We start from the raw sequence: 19,247 nt of genomic DNA, 5'->3' as shown, positions 1-19,247 counted from the left end.
GCTTCAAAAAAAACTTCTTTTCCCTTTGCCTGTTTCCCCTGAGTTCTGATTTCTCGATAGCGCAATCGTCCGCTTTTCCGCATCGCCCTACGCCGCCATACGAGCCGGACAAATTTCCTCATCCTCCACAGGCGGCGTAGAACCAGAAAGTTTGGGAGAGTCCAGAGAACCCCTTTTCAAAGGGTTCTCTGGTCGCCGAAGGCATCACTTGACCACAAGGACCGGGCAGCGCGTGGTGTTCAGGACCTTGTGGGTAACGGACCCGAGCACGAGTCCTTCGAGTTCGGACTTGCCCTTGGAGCCGATCACGATCACGTCGCACTGTTCGGCCCGGGCAACATCGCCGATGACCTCGGCCACGTTGCCGCCCACGACCATGTCCTGATGGTCGATCTCCGCCTCAGTGAGCAGAGTCTTGTACGGGGCAAGCACGTCAGCAGCGCTCTTGTTCAGAAAATCGTGATATTCCGTGGCATTGGGTTCACCCAGCCCGGCCGGAACCCGGCGACGGACATACAGGATGACCACGGAAGCATTGAAGGATGCGGCGATGTCGATGGCCATGTGCGCGGCAGCGTCGGAATGGCTGGAGCCGTCAACCGGAAGCAGGATCTTCTTGATATTCATGATCGTCCTCCTTGTTGCCTTTCCTTTCCTGTATCAGGCAACCCGGAGAGGATGTCAACGCCGCAACCCGCGATCAATTCAGGAATTCCAGCAGTTCCTCGACCATGTCCGCCGTGCTGAAGGTCTCCATGAGCGGATCGAATCCGGGCATGAGCGCAACCCGAGCATGATCCGGAACAACCTTGAGCTGATCAAAGACGTTCCGATCATCCCCGGAACGGAAGATCACGCGATCGCAGGAGCGCAGCCCGGCCCGATACATGCCCTTGGCCACATTGAACCGGATGCGGCCCCGGAATCCGCCGGAGCGGTTCAAAGTCGAGCCAAGGTCGGTGACGATGGAGGCCACGCGCCGGACATGGGCGAGACGCGCACCAAGCGAACCGTAGGTCACGGGCTTGATGCCCGAGGAGATGACGCAGTCCGGACGAATGCGGCCGTAGATTTCCTTGAGGTGGAACAGGGCCGTGAAATCGGCAAGGGGATTGAGCCCGCCCTGCCTGAGCGGGAAAAGATGATGTTCCGAGCCAAGGGCTTCCAGATGCGCGGCCGGGTCCTGCGCCTGCGGATCGAGCATGGGCGGGGCCAGGGTATGCACTTCATGCCCCCGATCCAGCAGTTCCGGGATCAGGGGGGTCCAAAGCGCGGCAAGAGAGGTTGAGGACGAGGCGGTGACAGCGAGTTTCACGGGGAAGAGACCTCCGAAGGATCAGACGAAAAGCAGACAGCCGAGACAGGCGCAGCATTCTCCCAGCACGATGGCGCAACCGAGGAAATCCCCGTTCACGCCTTCGACTCTCTCGGCCAGCCGATACAGGGGCACCACGGCCACGGCGGACAGGAACATGCCTGCCAGCGCGCCCAGCGGACCGGCCATGAACGCGCCGAGAACCAGGGTGATCAGGCCGGAAATCAGGGCCACGGACAGAGTTGCGCCGTCCATGTGCAGCTTGCCCAGACCGGGCCGGGCCAGGTGCCGGGCCATGTATCCCAGTCCCACGCAGGCAGTGCGCCCGGCCACGAACGCCCAGGCAATGGCCCAGTATGCACCGACATCCAGAAGAGAATGATACAGCACCACCAGACCGAGGCTGGCCATGACCATGGAAAGTACGCCGAACGCGCCGCTGCGGCTGTCCTTGACCACGGACCAGAAGCGCTCGGGCGAAGTGTGTGCGGTCACGCCGTCGAACACGTCGGACAGGCCGTCCATGTGCAGGCCACGCGTGAGATAGACGTTGCCGAGCATGAGCAGCCATGCCTGCACCCAGGTGTGGGAACGGAACAGGCCAAGGGCAATGGGCACGACCAGCACCAATCCCAGAGTCAGTCCCACGAACGGCATGCAGGCCATGCCACGCCGGAAGTCCTCGTCCGGAATGGTACGGGCTGGAACCAGACGAGTCATGAAACTCAAGGCATTCACATAGCTGCGAAACGGATTCATTGCTGCTCCCAGACAAAGGTGATCGCGTCCCCGGACCGCAGGCCGAATCGCTTGGCCGCGGACCTGAGGTTCACGGATAGTTCCAGAAAGCCCTGACTGCCTGCCAGCAGGCCGGGATCGCCGGGTCTTAGTTCTCCATAGGTGCGGACCTGCCGCAGGTCAACGGTTTCCGACGTTTCGAACAGCAGGTTGCGCACATGATCCAGCGGACCGGGCGGAATATTGAGCACGCAGTTGCCGAACCGATCCACGTGCAGGATGCGGGCATGGGCGAATCCCGGGCCGATGTTCGGCCTGATCCAGTCCGGCCGCACAAGGGAATCCGTGGGAATCTCCGTGCCCAGTTCCGCGGGATTGCCGCCCATGGCGAGCCATGCGGCCAGCGGCGCAAACACGTCCCTGCCGTGAAAGGTGTCCGAGACCTCGGTGCGGGCATGGCGCGCCCGGGTCATGTCGAATGCGCGAAACCCCTGTTCGCGCTCCAGCAGCAGACCGAGCAGGCCGTTGTCCGGTGCCAGAAACACCTGCCTGTCCCGAGTCAGGGCCACGATGCGGCGATCCGTGCCCACGCCCGGATCGACCACGGACAGAAAGACGGCGTCCCCGGGAAAATATGGCGCGGAAGCCGCCAGAAAAAAGGCGGCCTGGGCAATGTTGAAGGACTCGACCTCATGGCAGATGTCCACCACCTGGCAGGATGACGCCAGCCGGGTCAGCACGCCCTTCATCTGGCCCACATAGGGATCGGCCAGCCCGAAATCCGAGATCAGCGCAATCACGCGCCCCTGTTTTCTTTCGGATGCAAACATCAGTAGATCTTCCTTGAGGAGAATCCCCTGCCGAACACGTGAAACCCGGAGCCCACGATGGTGAACGCATCCGGGTCCGCATTGTAGACGAGTTCCTCGAGCTGCTTGAGCTGAATGGAGCTGACCATGGTCAGGATCACTTCCTTGTCATGGCCGGAGAATCCGCCCTTGCCCTGCAGAATGGTCGCGCCCCGGTCCAGCGTGGTGAGAATGCGGTCCAGAATGTCCTTGGGCCTTTCGGAAATCACGATGACCATCTTGCGCTCGCTGAACATGGACATGACGTATTCGATGGCAAAGGAGATGATGAAGGTCATGGCCAGCGAATACAGGACCATGTGCGGGTCCATGCATGCGAACGCGCCGAGAAAGACCAGAAAGTTGAACCAGAATTCGAATGCGCCCATGGAGAGGTTGAACCGCTCCTTGAATATCACGGCCAGAATGTCGGCCCCGCCCGTGGACCCGAGGCTGCGCAGGGTGATGCCCACGCCCGCCCCGAGCATGCCGCCAGCCGTGATCACGGCCAGCCACAGGTCCGGAAAGACCAGAGCGGCGTCGATCAGCTCGATGAATGCGGAAACCGCGAACATGCCGTACAGGCTGTACAGGAAGAACCTGCGGCTCACGAACAGCCAGCCCAGCGCGAACACGGGCAGATTGAGCAGAAAGAACCATTCGCCGGTGGTCACGTCGGTGAACACGTAATGCATGAGCAGGGCCAGCCCGGACATCCCGCCGGTCAGCAGGTTGTTGGGCAGGGCCACGGCCTTGACCGAAAACGCGATCAGCCATGATCCCGTGGTCAGCAGAAACAGGTTCCAGACAGGCCCGAACGTCCATTCGCGGATGCGGGCTTCGAGATTCTTTTTTTCCATGCAGCTCTCCGACACACACTGTTATCCGTTTTCCCGCAGCCTGAAAAGACTTTGGCGCCCTGCCCGGAACAGGGAGACTTGCTTTTTCCTCCGTCGGTCGTATGAATTGGAAAACGGCTCGCCATCATCCCTTTTTTCGGAGGAAGCACATATGAAAATGACTGATCTGGCTCCCGAGCAGGACTGGAAGGCCTTGCAGCAGGAGCTTCGCGACACCTACGGATTCAATGCGGACATCATGGACGCCGAAGGCAGAAGGCTGTTCGGCAGCAGTTGGGGCAACGACCTGTGCCGGGCCATTCACGACGACAGGCAGGCATTCGGAGCGATCTGTCAGCCCTCGGGCCAGATGTTCACCCACCTTCTGACCTCGGGCAGGACGGCCTTTGCCGAGGAATGCGACGGCGGCATGCTGCGCATCACGGTTCCGGTGATCCGAAACAACGAACTGGTCGGCGCGGTCGGCGGCTGCGGTCTGCTCCCGGACGACGGCGAAATCGAGGAATTCATGATCCGGATGTCCTCAGGCATGGACGAGGCGACCATTGCCAAGCACGCCGGAACCGTTGCCCCGGTCCAGCGCGCCAGGGTGGACGAAATCATCGCCCGCATCGAACGACGCATCCGGGAGATCACGGCCGAGGCATAGTTTCCGGCCCCCTGCCGCCCCGATCCGCTATCTGACGAGGGCGAAGCCGATGCGCCAGCGGGTGTCGCGCTGGTCGTAGCGGATCAGGCTCTCCCCGTATCCGGTGAAGAACTGGGCGTGCAGGTACAGGTTCAGGTTCTCGTCCAGCTTGCGCCAGAGCGGATAGGTGGCGTCCACCTGAATCGAGCCCTTGTCCCAGGCAGTGCCCTTGCGCAGGTTGGTGGACAGTGCGAGCCCGTCCTCCTGCCCGGCCTGAAGCCGCAGGTCCATGTAGCCCCGGTAGCGGTGCATGTCCGGGTTGTCGCTCATGTCGCCCACATAGGTCCATATCTTGGGCGAAGCCAGAAAGTACCAGTCCCCGATGTCCGGGAACTGGAACGTGGGTCTCACGTACACGATGTTCAGGCTCCGGGACCTGTCCCCGCCCTGTCCGTTGGATTCGTGCTGGAAGCCCGCGGCAATGCCCAGCCGCTGAAGCCAGGACGGCAGTTCCATGTCCACGGCCTCGTCGTAATAGAAGAGCTCGGGCTTGTACGCACTGTCCTTGAACGGCTTGGAATCCCCTTCCCAGTCCCAGAACGAGGTCTGGGTGTAGCCCAAGTACAGCCGGGCCAGCCACGGATTCCGTGTGGCCCACGAGCCTTCGGGATTGAGGAACCGGTACTTGAAGCTGAACTGGAACTTGGCTTCGGACGGGTCCGGCCCCACACAGGAAGTACATGGGTTCGTGCGTGAAGAAATTTCGGGTCACCGCATTCAGGGGCGCGTCTCCGCCGGGATTGTGCCTTGCCTCGGCCACGGGCTCCGGGTCGCTCCACGATTCCTGAACGGGCACTGCTTCCATCCCGGGTTCCACGGCCGGGGCAGCCGCTTCGGACACGGAACCGCCGACCGCCAGCACCACGGGATGTGCGCCCAGACCGCCGGGGTCCAGCACGGCCTGCCCGGACACGCCCGCAGGCACGGCCATTTCGTACCGCACCTTGACGAATCCGCCCGGAGCAAGGGTGCGCTCCCCGGCAACGATCCCGCCTGCCAGCGCAAGCTTCACGGAATGCACGGTCTGCCCGAAGCGCAGTTCGCCCTTCAGGGTCCGGGGAATGCGCGTGGACAAGGCCCCATCCGTGGGGTTGGTCACGAACAGGTCCACGTCGGCAATGCGTCCGGCAGTCACGCCGGGCCGGACCGAGGCCACGCTTTCCACAAACGCGGCCCGAGCCTCGACACAGGAGAGAATCAGAAAGAGAACAGCCAGCAGCACGGCCCTTCGCGGCCCGAAATGGATGGTCATGCGTTCCGTCCGAATGGTCGATTGTGAAAAGAAAGAATCCGGTTCGCGACTATTTCCCGGTCTGGCGGGCAAATTCCGAAACCAGAATGGCTCCGGCCTGCGCCACGTTCAGGGAATCGAAATCCCGGGCAAAGGGAATCTCGATGTCATAGTCCCCGTACTTGGCCACGCCCGGGCGGATGCCCTTTTCCTCGTTGCCGAGCACGAGCACGGCCGGGGCCTTGAACTCGGTCTCGAAGGCATTGCCGGAAATGTCGCTCTTCTGGGCGCAGTAGATGGTCAGGCCGCTGTCCGCGCACTGCTGCACGGCCTGCGCCATGTTCCCGGCCTTGGCCACGGGCAGCTGGTTGATGGCTCCGGCGCTGGAGCGCACCGCACCGGTGCCGAGATATGCGCCATGGTGACGGCAGACGATGATGCCCGCGCCGCCAAGGGCGAAGACCGTACGCGCCAAAGCGCCCACATTGCCCGGGTCCTGCACCTGATCGAGCGCCACGATCAGCGGGACAGGGGCACTGTGCACCATGTCGATCAGTTTTTCCAATGGCGTGTATTCCAGAGCCGCACATCGGGCGGCAACGCCCTGATGATTGCCCCGGTACATGCGGTCCAGATCCTTGACCGGAACCGCCTTGAAAGGCACTTTCCGCTCCCGGCACAGCGCAATGATTTCCTCAAGGTGCCTGTCGTGTCTACCCTTGCGGAAATACACGAAATCCACCCTGCCCGAATCACCTTCGAGCAGTTCCAGAACCGGCTTGTTGCCCACTATGTACAGCTTGCCGTCACCGGCCTGCCTGTCGTTGCCCTGCATGCTTGTTTTCGTCCGTATGCTTTGCGCGACGGATCATTCCACCCCGCATGGCCCGACAACTAGACTAGTTGCGCCGCTATTGCAATCCGGCAAAAGGTGGGATAGCTGTTTTTCATCACAGACCTGATCAAGACATTGTCTAGACTTCCCACTGCCCAGGAAATCTGTTAGGGCGAACGGGAATGGAGGTACGTTTGGAATCTCTCAAATGGCTGCGCATCCTGACTCTGGCCCTGCTCCTGGCTGGCTTTTCGGGCGCGTGCACCCCGAAACAACCGGTTGATCCGGCCCCGGAATCCGAGGCATCCGTGCCTGTGGACGCCGAAGCCCTTGAACCGGAAGTGGCCGAGGAGCCCCCGGCGGAAAGCGTCGAAGACCTGACCACGACGGAACAGGCCGTGCTCAATGCGCGCTTCGGCCTGCTCTTCGACCTGGAACCCCACGAAAACAAGGCAGTACAGAAGTACTTTTCCTTTTATACGCACAAGGCCCGCAAGACGTTCGCCCGCTGGCTGGAACGGTCCGAGCCCTACCTGCCCTATGTGCGCAAGGTTTTCACCAAATACGGCCTGCCGCAGGATCTGGTCCTGCTGCCCTTTGCCGAGTCCGGATACAACGTCAAGGCGTATTCCTGGGCCGGAGCCGGGGGCATGTGGCAGTTCATGCGCGGCACGGGCAAGCTCTACGACCTGCGCAGCGACTGGTGGATCGACGAACGCCGCGACCCGTACAAGGCGACCGACGCGGCAGCGCGCCATCTCAGGGACCTGCATGACAGGTTCGGAGACTGGTATCTGGCCCTTGCCGCGTACAATGCGGGTGAAGGCAAGATTTCCCGTGCGCTCAAGCACGCCAAGTGCAACGACTTCTTCGAGCTTTCCGAGAAGAACCGCAAGCTGTCCCGCCGGATTCGCCTCAAGGCGGAAACCAAGAACTACGTTCCCAAGTTCATTGCGATTTCCAAGATTTTCCAGAATCTCGACACACTGGGCTTCGACCCGGTGAGCTGGGACCGGGAAGTGGAAATCGTGCCCGTGGAAGTGCCGGGCGGCACCGACCTGCTGGCTCTGGCTGGCGCGGGCGACATGTCCTGGCGCGAATTCCACGAGCTGAACCCGGCCTTTCGCCGTCAGGTCAGCCCGCCGCACTGGAAGACCACGGCCTATCTGCCCGTGGACAAGGCCGACAGGATGATGGCCTATCTGGCGGACCCGGGCTCCCGGCCCTATGCCGGATACGTTCGCTACCGCGTGCGCTCCGGGGATTCCTGGTGGCGCATCGCCCGTCGCTACGGCGTGCCCATCAGCGTGCTCAAGAAGGTGAACAACACCCGGTCCAACACCCTGCGTCCGGGCCAGCACGTGATGATTCCGGGCCGCGGCTCCCGGACCTCGATCGCCTCGGCATCGTCCCAGCGTCGCGCTCTGGCCGTGAAACGCGGCAACTACGTGGTGCACAAGGGCGACACCCTGTGGTCCATCTCCCGGGCGTCCGGCGTATCCGTGAACACGCTCAAGCGTTCCAACGGACTGCGCTCCAGCCGTCTGAAGATCGGCCAGAAGCTCTACATCCCGAACCAGTCGGGCAAGGCCACGCGCACCGCGGCCAAGGAAGCCCAGAAGGTCAAGAGCAATCTGGTCAAGTACAAGGTCCGGCGCGGCGATACCCTGATCGGCATCGCACGCAAGTTCGGCGTCACCGTCAGCGAACTCAGACGGTGGAACGCCCTGAATTCCCGGGGTACCATCTATGCCGGGCAGCGCCTCAAGGTCTACGTGCGCTGATCCGGTTCCCGACCGACATGCAGAAACGGCCCTTTCCGATCGGAAAGGGCCGTTTTTTTTCGACGGAAAATCCGTTCGCTGCGGACTACGGCTCCTCCTCCACGCCGGGGACCGGAAACTCACGACAGAAAGCCTCGACCTCGGCCCGGATCGCATACCGCTTTTCCGGGTCCTCGGCATGACGCAGCACATCCAGCATCCAGTCCGCGATGCGCTCCATATGCTCCGGGACCATGCCCCGGGTCGTGACCGCGAACGTGCCCAGCCGGATTCCGCCCGGGCTGTCGTGCGGGTCCGCATCGCCCGCAAGCGGCTGCCTGCCGACGGAAATGCAGACCTTGTCCAGCAGCTCCTCCGCACTCCTGCCGTCCAGCCCCACCCCGGTCCGGACATCCGGCACCAGCATGTGGCAGTCCGTGCCGCCGAAAAGCAGGGGAATCCCGGCCTCGCGCAATACGGCTTCCAGAGCCCGGGCATTGGCGACCACGTCCCGGGCGTATTCCTCGAAACCGCCGTCCAACGCCTTTTTCAGGGCAATGGCCATGCCTGCCACCGCATTCATGTGCCGCACGTCCCGGCCTTCCGGGGCCAGCGACTCGTCCACGGTCCGGGCCAGTTCCGAGGTGCAGAGCACGATGCCGCCCCGGGGACCGCGCAGGGATTCATGCGCCGAAGTCACCATCACGTCGATGCCGTGGTCGAACGGATTGGCCATGACCTTTCCGGCAATGAGTCCGGCGCAATGGGACACGTCCGCAAGGGTCAATGCCTCCACCTCGTCCGCAATGGCCCTGAAGGCCGCATAGTCCGGGTCGCGCGGATACGCGGAATCATGACACAGGATCAGGCCGGGTCGATGCTTGCGCGCCAGTCGCCGTACCTCGTCATGATCGATGGAGCCGTCCGCAGGATCAGGCGCATAGTGCACGAACTCGAACACGCGTCCAAGCCGGGAGGCCGGACTTTCATGCCCGGCCAACACGCCGTGCGGGGCCATGGCCAGTATGCCTGACCCGGGCTTGACCAGCCCCAGAAGCACGGCCTGCACCAGAGCCGGACCGAACAGGGACCCCACCGCAGCATGCCCGCATCCGAACAGGCGGCACGCGCGATCCCGGGCCAGTTCCTCCAGCGCCTCGGCATTCCGGCGATCGCGAAATTCGCCCCGGCCCAGATACCCGTCGGAACAGATGTTGGACAGCACGCTGCCCAGAGCGCACAGCACCTCGGGCCAGGCATGGTTTTCCGACGGAATCAGCTCGATGCCGTCGCGCTGGCGGCGTTCTTCGCTGCGCAACAGCTTGTGGACCCTGGGATCATAGTGCCGAAGCAGCACGCAGTTGTGGGAACGCATGACACCTCCTTGCGAGGACGGAAAGACATCCCGGCCGGACGCGAAACATCCGCACCGACCGCAAAAAACAGGAACCGGATACTATCCCGGCTATCTCCGCCCGGTTCACCTGTCAAGGGCTTTTGCCCGGGCTTTACTCGCCCCGCCATCCGAGCTAGATTCCCGGGAAATCAAAACCTCGTTCCAAGGAGCTGCAATGAAACGGATTGTCCTGTTCGCCTTTGTCGCGGTCGCGCTCATGGCCGCCGGATGCGGAAAAGCCTACTACGCCACCATGGAAAAGATGGGCTATGAAAAGCGCGAGATCATGGCCGACCGCGTGGTGGATGCGCGCGACGCCCAGCAGGACGCCAAGGAACAGTTCGCGTCCGCTCTGGACATGTTCAAGTCCGTGGTCAACTTCAACGGCGGCACCCTTGAGGAAAAATACGAGACCCTGAACGACGAATACGAGGCAAGCGAAGCCCGGGCCCAGAAGGTGCGGGACCGCATCGAATCCGTGGAGGACGTGGCCGAGGCGCTGTTCGACGAATGGCAGGATGAAATCACCCAGTATTCGAGCGCCAAGCTGCGCCGCTCCAGCCAGGCCAAGCTGGCCGAGACGCAGAATCGCTACAACCGCCTGCTCCGGGCCATGAAGCGCGCCTCGTCCAGGATGGACCCGGTGCTGGCCGCGTTCAAGGATCAGGTCCTGTACCTGAAGCACAACCTCAACGCCAAGGCCATCGCGGCTCTGGAAGGCGAACTCTCCGCCATTCGCGGGGACGTGGACGTGCTGGTGCGTGAAATGGAGAAATCCATTGCCGAGGCCGACGCGTTCATCAGGACTCTGGACCAGTAGCAGCCTTTTTCCAAACACGAAGGGCCGTCCGCTCGCGCTATCCCCCTTGCGCGAACGGACGGCCCTGTTTGCACACGCCGGTCCGCGTGTTGGCCCAAACGCATCAGGTCCGCAACACGTTGCGGTTGATCACGCCGGACAGCTCCTCGAAATCCACGGGCTTGGCAATATAGTCGTTCATACCCGCGTCCAGACAACGCTCCCTGTCCCCGCTCAGGGCATGGGCGGTCAGCGCCACCACGGGCACGGTGGCCTTGTCCCCGAACCGCTCGGCATTTCGCAGGGCCCGGGTTGCCTCAAGCCCGTTCATACCCGGCATCTGGATGTCCATGAGCACACAGTCGAACTCGCCGCCCTCCATGGCTGCCAGAGCCTCGCCCCCGTTGTTCACGGCCGTGGGGCGATGCCCCAGCTTTTCCAGAAAACGCACCATGGCAATGCGGTTCACTGGATCGTCCTCGGCCAGCAGAATGCGATAGCCGGGCTTGCCATTGGCCGACCATGCCGTGTTTCCCGACATTTCCTCCACCAGTTGCCGAGGAATGCCCGTGGCCACGGTCACGTACACGGACGTGCCCATGCCCGGACTGCTTTCAAGGGAGATGGTCCCGCCCATGAGCGACACCAGCCGCCGGACAATGGACAGGCCCAGCCCGGTTCCGCCGAACTTGCGGGTATGGGAGCCATCAGCCTGCCGAAACGGCAGAAAGACCTCGTCCAGCTTGTCCTCGGGAATGCCGATGCCCGAATCCCGGACCACGAACAGCAGACGCAGGGGCTGACCGGCGTCCAGACCGAGCAGGCTTGCCTCCACGGTCACCGCGCCCTGTTCCGTGAATTTCACGGCATTGCCGATCAGGTTGAACAACACCTGCCGCACCCGGCCCCCGTCGCCCATGAGCAGTCTGGGCACTGTCGGGTCCACCTGAAACCGGAAATCCAGCCCCTTATCCCCGGCCTTTTCGCCAAAGACGTCAATGACGCACTGCACCACTTCGTGCAGGGAATAGGGCTGGAAATCAGCATGCATGGCCCCGGCCTCTATGCTGGAGATGTCCAGAATGTCGGAAAGCAGGGTCACCAGATGCCGCCCGGACGTGATGGCGATGTCGGTCAGCTCACTCTGATCCGGTTCCAGCGAGGAATCCCGGAGCAGTTGCAGCATGCCCATGACGCCGTTGAGCGGCGTCCGGATTTCATGGCTCATGTTGGCCAGGAATTCGCTCTTGACCCGGCTGGCGGCCTCGGCCACCTCCTTGGCCTTGCGCAGCTTTTCCTCGGCCTGCTTGCGCTCGGTCACGTCCTGCACAATGCCCAGCATCCTGACGGGCCTGCCGCTCCCGTCGAAATGCACGTTGCCCTGCTCATGCACCACGTGAACGGCCCCGTCGCGGAGCACGATGCGGTGATCCAGCGAGTACACGCCCCCCGAACCGATGACCTCGTTCACGGCCTCGCCCACCCTGTCCCTGTCATCCGGGTGCACGATGTCCAGAAAGGTCGCATAGGACGGGGAAATTTCGCCCGGTTCCAACCCGAAGATGCGGTATATCTCATCCGACCACGTCAGTCGTCCTTCCACGAAATCCCATTCCCAGCTTCCGAGCCGGGCCACGGCCTGCGCCTGCGCCAGCACCCTTTCGCTTCGCTCCAGCGCCTCGAAGGCCAGCTTGCGCGGCGTGATGTCCGTTACCGAGGCAACCTCGCCCACGACCTCCCCGGCCTCGTCATGCACCGGGCTGAACGCCATGTGCGCAAAGATGCGTTCCCCGCCCCTGGCAAGCAGTTCGTACTCCCTTCCTTCCTCTCCTGCCCCGTTGTCCTCTCCGCGATTCCGGCGAAACGAATCCTGCGCCTGCTGGTCCATGAAATGGAACATGTGTCGCCCTTCCATTTCCCCGACTTCGTACCCAAGCATCGCGGCCATGCGCCAATTCACGTACTGGGTGAATCCGTCCCGGTCCATGCGCCAGATGCCCTCGTTCAGATTCTCCACCAGAGTTCGGTACTTGGCCTCGCTGCCAGCCAGTGCGGTTTCGGCGCGCTCCCGTTCCAGCATGTTGCGACGCAGTTCGGTGTTGGCCCGCCGCAGAGCCAGATGCCGCCATATTCCGGCAAGAAAGAGCACGATGATGGCCGTGCCCGCGGTCAATCCGGCCACGCGAGTACGATTCCAGTAGGGTTCGGGCCTGCCGTACCACTTCACGTAAATGGCCTTGTACGGCGCGGACCCCACAAAGACATGCACGGCCTCATCCAGCCGGGCCAGCAGTTCGGGATTGTCCAGCGCCACGCCGATGCCTCGCTTGATCTCCTTCAGGGGCATGCCCACGGAACGAATCTGGTGATCCACCTTCATGGACCGGGCCAGATGCCAGACAACGGGCTCGGGGTACACGATGGCGTCCACGTGCCCGGCCAGCAGCTTGAACAGCAGGTCCGGAGGATCACGCGCGATATCCAGCGTCACGTCCGGCGCATCCCTGAGCAGGGCGTAGCCTATGTTGTTGGAAATGACGCCAACGGTCCGTCCGGCAAGGTCGCCCGGAGTCCGTATGTCCTGATAGTTCGTGCGGACGAACAGACGCACCGGAAAGGTCTCCACAGGCAGGGTGAAGCCCATGTATTTCGCACGGCGCTCCGTGATGCCCACGTTCGGCACGAGATCGGCCTCGCCGCTGCGCATGGCCGCAAGCACCCCCTTCCAGGTGGGGTACACGCGATATTCGATCCGAACCCCGGCCATGGCCGCGACATGATCCATGATTTCAATGGCGAATCCGCCGGGCTTTCTCTGCTCATCGAGCATGAACTGTGGCGGAAAATCCCGGGGAATGGCCGCGATCAGCGGCGCACCCGGGTCGGAACCGGAATCGCCGCTTTGGGCGAACCCGAATCGAGGCAGAGCCGAAACGGCTACAAACAGTATGAAAACAGCCAGTTGCAAGGCGCGCACTTCGTCCTCCCCGGATGTGGTCTGAAGATGAGGCGCGTTCTCCCCATACCCGAAGCATACGACTCCGATCATCGCGCGATATGATAATTGCGGAACCGACCCGATGAAAAAATAATGCCCGCCCGGCTCCGAAACCGGGCACCATGACCACAACAGACAAACGCCGACCATGGAGGCACCATGTCCGAACCTGAAACCATGCTCGGCCCCGGCGACGGGGTGCTGGCCGTGGACATCCAGAACTGCTTCTGCCCGGGCGGGGAACTGCCCATAAAGGACGGACACGAAGTCGTGCCGGTCATGAACCGCTGGTTTCGGGCCGCGCAAAAGGCCGGGGTGCCGGTCTATCTGAGCCGGGACTCCCATCCCGAACGGCATCCCAGCTTCCGGGAACAGGGCGGGCCGTGGCCGTCCCATGCCGTGCACGACAGCCCGGGCGCCCGTTTCCACCCGGACCTGACACCGCCGCCGGACGCGGATGTGGTGATCAAGGGCACCCGGTTCGACATGGACCAGTATTCCGCCTTTCACGAGACCGGATTTGCGGCCCTGCTGGCACGAGACAACGTCCAAAGGCTGTTTGTGGGTGGATTGGCGCTGGACGTATGCGTGAAGGAAACGGTATTGGACGCTGTCAGCCTCGGATTCGAGGTTCACGTAATACTGAAAGCGACTCGCCCGGTGACTCCCGAAGGCGGCAGACAAGCCGTCCTGGAAATGCAACGCGCCGGAGCAATCATGGAGGAATAGATGAAATCCAGCTTCAGGGCCGGACCGTGCCCGGCCCTGCTCACCGACCTGTACGAATTGACCATGGCTCAGGCCTATTGGCGCGAAGGCAAGCAGGGAAATGCCGTCTTCAGCCTCGCCTGCCGATCCCTGCCCGAATGCCGCAACTACATTGTGGCCTGCGGTCTGGACGACGTGCTCGACTATCTGGAACACTTTGCCTTTTCTTCGGCAGCCCGGGCCTATCTGCGCTCCCTGCGCCTGTTCTCCGAGGATTTTCTCGACTGGCTGAAAACCGTGCGCTTCACCGGCTCGGTTCGCGCCGTGCCCGAAGGCACGCCCCTGTTCGGAGGCGAACCCATCCTTGAGATCGAAGGGCCCCTTGCCGTGGTGCAACTGGCCGAAACCGCGGTGCTCAACATCGTGCACGCCCAGACTCTGGCCGCGTCCAAGGCCTCGCGCATTGCCTCGGCAGCCCGGGAAAAGCATGTCGCGGATTTCGGTCTGCGCCGCATGCATGGCGGAGAGCGTGCCACGACCCGGGTCGCCCGGGCCTGCCACATCGCGGGCATCGCCTCCACGAGCAACGTGCGGGCCGGGGCCGAGTTCCACCTGCCCGTGACCGGCACCATGGCGCACAGCTATGTGCAGTCGCATGCAACCGAACTTGAGGCATTTCGGACATTTGCATCCATGTATCCGGAAACGACCCTGCTCGTGGACACCTACGACACCCTGACCGGGGTGGACAACGTGATCCGCCTTGCCGAAGAGCTGGGCGAAGCGTTCCGCGTCAAGGCCATCCGCCTCGATTCCGGCGATCTGGCCGAGCTGTCCAAGGCGGCTCGCGCCAAACTGGATCAGGCCGGCCTGTCCCATGTCTCGATCTTTGCCAGCGGCAATCTGGACGAATACCGCATCCGCGAGCTGCTCGAACAGGGCGCGGCCATTGACGGTTTCGGCGTGGGCACGCTCATGGGCGTGTCTGCGGACGCCCCCAGTCTGGACATGACCTACAAGCTCACGTCACTGGACGGACAGGACTGCATCAAGTTGTCGACCAACAAGATATCCCTGCCCGGTCCCAAGCAGATATTCCGCGTCATGGAACACGGCCACGCAGTACGCGACGTGATTGCGGGCAAGGAGGAATCCCTGCCCGGCATTCCCCTGCTGCATACCGTGATGAAGAACGGGGAACGCATCGCTCCGGCTCCGACCATCGCGGAATCCCGGGAGACCGCACACGCCGAGCTTCGCACCCTGCCCGAGGAAATCCGCGAGCTGGCCCCCGCCGCCTACCCCGTGGAAATCAGCGCAGGCCTGCTCGACCGGCTGGAAGCGTTTCGAAAAAAAGACGAAAAGTAGTCAAACGAAAAGGCCGGGACGAACGTTCCGGCCTTTTTTGTTTGGGGCTGTACCAGATAACTCCGTTGGGGTATCGGTATGGCAATGCGAAAGAGCCGTTTAGATCGCAAGAAGCAGCTCCGTTTGATTGAGCATTTTGTAGCTGGGACAACAGCACGATGTGCCGCTGATCTGGTCGGTGTGAACTTCAAAACGGCTGCGTACTATTTTCACCGGCTTCGTGAAATTATAGCCGAAGAAGAGTCCAGCGAAGGAATGGCTTTCGGCGAATTTGAAGTTGATGAAAGCTATTTCGGCGGCAGACGAAAGGGCAAACGTGGTCGTGGGGCCGCAGGGAAAGTGCCGGTGTTCGGAATTCTTAAAAGAGGCGGGAAGGTATACACACAGGTGATTCCCGACGCCAAGGGCAAAACGTTGATGCCGATTATCCAAGAGAAGATTCAGCCCGACAGCGTCGTTTACTCAGATTGCTGGTACGGCTACAATGTCCTTGATGTGTCCGAGTTCAAGCACTTCAGGATCAACCATTCCAAGCTGTTCGCCGACAGCCAGAATCACATCAATGGGATTGAGAACTTTTGGAACCAGGCCAAGCGTCACATGAGAAAATTCAACGGCATTCCGACCAAGCATTTCCATCTCTTTTTGAAGGAATGCGAGTGGCGTTTTAACAACAGCAATCCGCGAAGCCAACTTAAACAGTTGAGACAGTGGGTTAAGAAGCATATGGGCTAGTTATCTGGTACAGCCCCTTTTGTTTTTTTTGGGGAAAGATGAGGGACGGGCGCCAGCCTGACGAGCTGTGCCGGGTGAAGCAATTCGTCGCCGACTGAGCGCCCCGAGTCTCTCCCTCAAACGCAGAAAAGCCTTCCGCTTCGCGAAAGGCTTTTTGCATTCTGGCGTCCCCAAGGGGATTTGAACCCCTGTTAACGGCGTGAAAGGCCGACGTCCTGGACCAGGCTAGACGATGGGGACCTGGGTATGAAAGAGGCGGTCGCGCCGTTGCGCAAGACCGCCCCGGAAATTCGTGGCGTCCCCAAGGGGGTTTGAACCCCTGTTGCCGGCGTGAGAGGCCGGAGTCCTGGACCACTAGACGATGGGGACACTTGGTGGGTCGTACTGGGCTCGAACCAGTGACTCTCTGCTTAAAAGGCAGATACTCTACCAACTGAGTTAACGACCCGTTCGAAGGCATGTACAAATATACACAGAGCCGCCATGTGTCAACAAGAAATTTGACTGGGTACTCCTCGTGCTTTTACTGCTTAACATGTTGTTTTATATGGTAAAATCATTTTTTTGTTGCAAAATTGTTCACAGTTGGTATGATGCCGACCCACTTTGTGAGCAACAATATCCGCAATCAGGAGTGCAAATATGACCAGAAAAGACCGTACTGAGGGAATCTATTCCCGCCGCGAGGTGCTGGACGAGTCCGAGCGCAGGCAATACAGCCTGCTTCAGCTCAAGGAACTCCTCAGCTACGCATACCGCTATTCCGAGGACGTGAAGAAGCGCTTCGACCGCGCCCAGTTCAACGTGGACAAGTTCAAGTGCCTGAACGACATCAAGCACATCCCCATCATCAAGAAGAAGGAACTCATCTTCCTCCAGTCCATGGGCCCGCGTCTGGGCGGCCTGCTGACCAAGGACCTCGGCGAGCTCAATCGCGTGTTCCTGTCTCCCGGCCCGATCTTCGACCCCGAGGACCGCGTGGAGGACTACTGGGGATGGACCGAAGGCTTCTACGCCGCAGGCTTCCGTTCCGGCGACCTGTCGCAGATCACCTTCAACTATCATCTGGCCCCGGCCGGACTGATGTTCGAAGAGCCCCTGCGCAACCTGTCCTGCGCCGTGATCCCGGCCGGTCCGGGCAACACGAACAGCCAGCTCGACATCATGCAGAAGCTGCGCGTCACCGGCTATGTCGGCACGCCCAGCTACCTGATGCATCTGGCCCAGAAGGCCGAGGAAATGGGCCTGTCCCTGCGCAAGGACCTGTTTCTGGAAGTGGCGTTCGTCACGGGCGAGAAGTTCTCGGAAAAGATGCGTTCCACTCTGGAAAAGAAGTTCGACTGCATCATGCGTCAGGGCTACGGCACTGCGGACGTGGGCTGCATCGGCTACGAATGCTTTCACAAGGACGGCCTGCACCTGTCCAACCGCGCGTACGTGGAAATCTGCCACCCGGACACCGGCATTCCCCTCAAGGAGGGCGAGGTCGGCGAAATCGTGGTCACGGCCTTCAACAAGACCTATCCGCTCATCCGTCTGGCCACCGGCGATCTGGGCTATCTGGATTCCCGCCCCTGCCAGTGCGGCCGCACCAGCCCGCGTCTGGGCGGCATCGTGGGCCGCGTGGACACCACGGCCCGCATCAAGGGCATGTTCGTGTACCCCCATCAGGTGGAACAGGTCATGGCCCATTTCGAGGACGTCAAGCGCTGGCAGATCGAGGTCACCAACCCCGGCGGCATCGACGAGATGGTCCTGTCCATCGAGGCGGGCCAGTTCAATCAGGAAGATGAACTGCTCCACCTCTTCCGCGAGAAGATCAAGCTCCGCCCGGTGCTCAAGGTGCTGGCCCCCGGCACCCTGCCCCCGCAGATTCGTCCCATCGAGGACAAGCGTACCTGGGACTAGCCCGGACGCCTCCACCAAACCATTCGCGGCCCGCAGGCCTGACCTGCGGGCCGTTTTTTTCTTCCTCAAAAAAAATTCTTCGCCTTGCCATAGTATTCAAAATGCCATATTGGGCGGCACATGAAACGAAAGTTCGCCCTTCTTCCGCTTGTATTCACGGCCCTGACGTTCTGCATGACCTCATGCAGTCCTGCCGAAGCCGAGGCTGACGATGCCGAGCGCAAGGGGAAAAGGACCTTGATCCGACTCGCGTACGAGGACAAGACCAATCCTCCGCGCTTCCTCGGCTCGGGGCTGACCGTGCCTGCCAGAACCCCCGGCATGACTCTGGAGCTGATCAATCTCGCGGCAGAACGCCTCGGCCTTGAAATCCACTACCGGCGCATGCCGTGGAAACGCTGCCTCATGCTTGCGGACAGCGGTGAAGTGGACGGCATCTTCCACGCCAGCTACAAGGAATCCCGCTCGATATGGGGCGCCTATCCCATGAAGAACGACAGGCCGGACCCGAGCCGCAGCCTGTTCGAGCAGGTCTATGCCCTCTATGTGCGCAAGGATTCCCATGTGCAATGGAACGGCGTCACCCTGTCCGGCCTCGACGGCCCGGTGGGCATCACGCTGGGCTATTCCATCCAGTCGGACCTCGAAAAACTGGGAGTGCACACCGCTCCCCTGACCAGCCAGATGAAGAACCTTCAGCGTCTGGCTCAGGGACGCATCGGGGCCTATGCCGATCTGGAAACCATGACCGATCCGCTGATCCGGGCCAATCCCGAGGAATTCGGCAACATCGTCAAACTCCCAATCCCGCTCGAAACCAAACCCTACTACCTGCTTTTCTCCAGAAGATTCACGGAACGCCATCCCGGGCTTGCGGAACGGATATGGGACACCTGTACCGCACTCATGCACTCCGAGGAATTCCGCGGCATCTGCCTCCGCTACGGCGTCCCCGACCTGTGCGGCGGCAACCGGACCGACCGCCCCGGACGAACGCTTCGCCACTTGCCCTGCCCCTCGCATTGACCTTGTCGGCACGCCCCTTTACAACCCGGAC

The 19,247-nt window shown here is 61.6% G+C and carries 18 protein-coding genes and 3 tRNA genes; 9 read left to right on the top strand and 12 right to left on the bottom strand.

Annotation, left to right across the window (positions count from 1 at the left end; translation table 11 throughout):
- Positions 1 to 204 precede the first annotated feature (204 nt).
- The 5 genes from MPN23_RS13425 to MPN23_RS13405 all read right to left on the bottom strand — a co-directional run bounded on the left by MPN23_RS13425 (position 205) and on the right by MPN23_RS13405 (position 3,761).
- The gene (locus MPN23_RS13425; protein WP_243544699.1) at positions 205 to 627 is read right to left on the bottom strand and encodes a universal stress protein; all 423 of its coding nucleotides are present in this window, start codon (positions 625 to 627) and stop codon (positions 205 to 207) included.
- Positions 628 to 700: 73 nt separating this feature from the next.
- A complete protein-coding gene (locus MPN23_RS13420; RefSeq protein ID WP_243544698.1) occupies positions 701 to 1,315 on the bottom strand; it encodes a glycosyltransferase in 615 nt (204 codons plus the stop codon).
- A gap of 21 nt (positions 1,316 to 1,336) precedes the next feature.
- Positions 1,337 to 2,074 carry an adenosylcobinamide-GDP ribazoletransferase gene (locus tag MPN23_RS13415; protein ID WP_243544697.1) on the bottom strand — a complete coding sequence of 246 codons (738 nt, stop codon included), beginning with the start codon at positions 2,072 to 2,074 and terminating at the stop codon, positions 1,337 to 1,339.
- A complete protein-coding gene (locus tag MPN23_RS13410) occupies positions 2,071 to 2,883 on the bottom strand; it encodes an SAM hydrolase/SAM-dependent halogenase family protein (protein ID WP_243544696.1) in 813 nt (270 codons plus the stop codon). Before MPN23_RS13410 ends, MPN23_RS13415 begins: the two co-directional genes overlap by 4 nt.
- A complete protein-coding gene (locus MPN23_RS13405) occupies positions 2,883 to 3,761 on the bottom strand; it encodes a YitT family protein (RefSeq protein ID WP_243544695.1) in 879 nt (292 codons plus the stop codon). Before MPN23_RS13405 ends, MPN23_RS13410 begins: the two co-directional genes overlap by 1 nt.
- 151 nt (positions 3,762 to 3,912) lie before the next feature.
- Between MPN23_RS13405 and MPN23_RS13400 the strand changes: the two genes are divergently transcribed.
- Positions 3,913 to 4,410 (top strand): PocR ligand-binding domain-containing protein, encoded by a 498-nt coding sequence (locus MPN23_RS13400; protein ID WP_243544694.1) that lies wholly within the window; start codon positions 3,913 to 3,915, stop codon positions 4,408 to 4,410.
- 27 nt (positions 4,411 to 4,437) lie between these two features.
- Here the strand turns inward: MPN23_RS13400 and MPN23_RS13395 are convergent, their stop codons facing one another.
- A complete protein-coding gene (locus MPN23_RS13395) occupies positions 4,438 to 5,118 on the bottom strand; it encodes a phospholipase A (RefSeq protein WP_243544693.1) in 681 nt (226 codons plus the stop codon).
- 19 nt (positions 5,119 to 5,137) lie between these two features.
- On the opposite strand from MPN23_RS13395, the gene MPN23_RS13390 reads away from it, so the two are divergent.
- A complete protein-coding gene (locus MPN23_RS13390; RefSeq protein ID WP_243544692.1) occupies positions 5,138 to 5,728 on the top strand; it encodes a hypothetical protein in 591 nt (196 codons plus the stop codon).
- 22 nt (positions 5,729 to 5,750) lie between these two features.
- Here MPN23_RS13390 and MPN23_RS13385 read toward each other — a convergent pair whose 3' ends face one another.
- Positions 5,751 to 6,515, bottom strand: a complete 765-nt coding sequence (locus MPN23_RS13385; RefSeq protein WP_243544691.1) for a TrmH family RNA methyltransferase — start codon at positions 6,513 to 6,515, stop codon at positions 5,751 to 5,753.
- Between the two features lie 194 nt (positions 6,516 to 6,709).
- On the opposite strand from MPN23_RS13385, the gene MPN23_RS13380 reads away from it, so the two are divergent.
- Positions 6,710 to 8,299 carry a lytic transglycosylase domain-containing protein gene (locus MPN23_RS13380; protein WP_243544690.1) on the top strand — a complete coding sequence of 530 codons (1,590 nt, stop codon included), beginning with the start codon at positions 6,710 to 6,712 and terminating at the stop codon, positions 8,297 to 8,299.
- Positions 8,300 to 8,384: 85 nt separating this feature from the next.
- Here the strand turns inward: MPN23_RS13380 and glyA are convergent, their stop codons facing one another.
- Positions 8,385 to 9,653: a serine hydroxymethyltransferase gene (gene glyA, locus MPN23_RS13375; protein WP_243544689.1), complete on the bottom strand. Its 1,269-nt coding sequence runs from the start codon at positions 9,651 to 9,653 to the stop codon at positions 8,385 to 8,387.
- A 196-nt stretch (positions 9,654 to 9,849) separates the two neighbouring features.
- Between glyA and MPN23_RS13370 the strand changes: the two genes are divergently transcribed.
- Entirely contained in the window at positions 9,850 to 10,494 is a 645-nt protein-coding gene (locus MPN23_RS13370; protein WP_243544688.1) for a DUF2959 domain-containing protein, read from the top strand.
- Between the two features lie 103 nt (positions 10,495 to 10,597).
- Here MPN23_RS13370 and MPN23_RS13365 read toward each other — a convergent pair whose 3' ends face one another.
- On the bottom strand, positions 10,598 to 13,522 hold the full coding sequence (locus MPN23_RS13365; RefSeq protein WP_243544687.1) for a PAS domain S-box protein: 2,925 nt from the start codon (positions 13,520 to 13,522) through the stop codon (positions 10,598 to 10,600).
- 108 nt (positions 13,523 to 13,630) lie between these two features.
- On the opposite strand from MPN23_RS13365, the gene MPN23_RS13360 reads away from it, so the two are divergent.
- The 3 genes from MPN23_RS13360 to MPN23_RS13350 all read left to right on the top strand — a co-directional run bounded on the left by MPN23_RS13360 (position 13,631) and on the right by MPN23_RS13350 (position 16,282).
- On the top strand, positions 13,631 to 14,200 hold the full coding sequence (locus MPN23_RS13360; RefSeq protein WP_243544686.1) for an isochorismatase family protein: 570 nt from the start codon (positions 13,631 to 13,633) through the stop codon (positions 14,198 to 14,200).
- Complete coding sequence (locus tag MPN23_RS13355) at positions 14,201 to 15,547, top strand: nicotinate phosphoribosyltransferase (protein ID WP_243544685.1); 1,347 nt, start codon at positions 14,201 to 14,203, stop codon at positions 15,545 to 15,547.
- Between the two features lie 84 nt (positions 15,548 to 15,631).
- Positions 15,632 to 16,282, top strand: a complete 651-nt coding sequence (locus MPN23_RS13350; protein WP_243547368.1) for an IS1595 family transposase — start codon at positions 15,632 to 15,634, stop codon at positions 16,280 to 16,282.
- 162 nt (positions 16,283 to 16,444) lie between these two features.
- On the opposite strand, the gene MPN23_RS13345 is transcribed toward MPN23_RS13350, so the two are convergent.
- The 3 genes from MPN23_RS13345 to MPN23_RS13335 all read right to left on the bottom strand — a co-directional run bounded on the left by MPN23_RS13345 (position 16,445) and on the right by MPN23_RS13335 (position 16,730).
- Positions 16,445 to 16,522, bottom strand: a tRNA-Glu gene (locus MPN23_RS13345).
- Positions 16,523 to 16,575: 53 nt separating this feature from the next.
- Positions 16,576 to 16,651 (bottom strand) — tRNA-Glu (locus MPN23_RS13340).
- A gap of 3 nt (positions 16,652 to 16,654) precedes the next feature.
- A tRNA-Lys gene (locus tag MPN23_RS13335) sits at positions 16,655 to 16,730 on the bottom strand.
- 194 nt (positions 16,731 to 16,924) lie between these two features.
- Between MPN23_RS13335 and MPN23_RS13330 the strand changes: the two genes are divergently transcribed.
- Together MPN23_RS13330 and MPN23_RS13325 are read left to right on the top strand one after the other, a co-directional pair.
- Positions 16,925 to 18,190 (top strand): phenylacetate--CoA ligase family protein, encoded by a 1,266-nt coding sequence (locus tag MPN23_RS13330; RefSeq protein WP_243544684.1) that lies wholly within the window; start codon positions 16,925 to 16,927, stop codon positions 18,188 to 18,190.
- A gap of 120 nt (positions 18,191 to 18,310) precedes the next feature.
- Positions 18,311 to 19,216, top strand: coding sequence for a substrate-binding periplasmic protein (locus MPN23_RS13325; protein ID WP_243544683.1), 906 nt, complete (start codon positions 18,311 to 18,313; stop codon positions 19,214 to 19,216).
- Positions 19,217 to 19,247: the final 31 nt, after the last annotated feature.

It is taken from the genome of Pseudodesulfovibrio tunisiensis, from assembly GCF_022809775.1.
Lineage (GTDB): Bacteria > Desulfobacterota > Desulfovibrionia > Desulfovibrionales > Desulfovibrionaceae > Pseudodesulfovibrio > Pseudodesulfovibrio tunisiensis.
Note: the sequence above shows the minus strand (reverse complement) of the source record. Positions and strands in the feature narration are given on the sequence as shown.

Excerpts from the sequence above, each read along its gene's own strand:
- MPN23_RS13425 (WP_243544699.1), bottom strand. The coding sequence starts at position 627 with ATGAATATCAAGAAGATCCTGCTTCCGGTTGACGGCTCCAGCCATTCC.
- MPN23_RS13415 (WP_243544697.1), bottom strand. The coding sequence starts at position 2,074 with ATGAATCCGTTTCGCAGCTATGTGAATGCCTTGAGTTTCATGACTCGT.
- MPN23_RS13410 (WP_243544696.1), bottom strand. The coding sequence starts at position 2,883 with ATGTTTGCATCCGAAAGAAAACAGGGGCGCGTGATTGCGCTGATCTCG.
- MPN23_RS13405 (WP_243544695.1), bottom strand. The coding sequence starts at position 3,761 with ATGGAAAAAAAGAATCTCGAAGCCCGCATCCGCGAATGGACGTTCGGG.
- MPN23_RS13400 (WP_243544694.1), top strand. The coding sequence starts at position 3,913 with ATGAAAATGACTGATCTGGCTCCCGAGCAGGACTGGAAGGCCTTGCAG.
- MPN23_RS13385 (WP_243544691.1), bottom strand. The coding sequence starts at position 6,515 with ATGCAGGGCAACGACAGGCAGGCCGGTGACGGCAAGCTGTACATAGTG.
- glyA (WP_243544689.1), bottom strand. The coding sequence starts at position 9,653 with ATGCGTTCCCACAACTGCGTGCTGCTTCGGCACTATGATCCCAGGGTC.
- MPN23_RS13370 (WP_243544688.1), top strand. The coding sequence starts at position 9,850 with ATGAAACGGATTGTCCTGTTCGCCTTTGTCGCGGTCGCGCTCATGGCC.
- MPN23_RS13365 (WP_243544687.1), bottom strand. The coding sequence starts at position 13,522 with ATGATCGGAGTCGTATGCTTCGGGTATGGGGAGAACGCGCCTCATCTT.
- MPN23_RS13360 (WP_243544686.1), top strand. The coding sequence starts at position 13,631 with ATGTCCGAACCTGAAACCATGCTCGGCCCCGGCGACGGGGTGCTGGCC.
- MPN23_RS13355 (WP_243544685.1), top strand. The coding sequence starts at position 14,201 with ATGAAATCCAGCTTCAGGGCCGGACCGTGCCCGGCCCTGCTCACCGAC.
- MPN23_RS13350 (WP_243547368.1), top strand. The coding sequence starts at position 15,632 with ATGCGAAAGAGCCGTTTAGATCGCAAGAAGCAGCTCCGTTTGATTGAG.
- MPN23_RS13330 (WP_243544684.1), top strand. The coding sequence starts at position 16,925 with ATGACCAGAAAAGACCGTACTGAGGGAATCTATTCCCGCCGCGAGGTG.
- MPN23_RS13325 (WP_243544683.1), top strand. The coding sequence starts at position 18,311 with ATGAAACGAAAGTTCGCCCTTCTTCCGCTTGTATTCACGGCCCTGACG.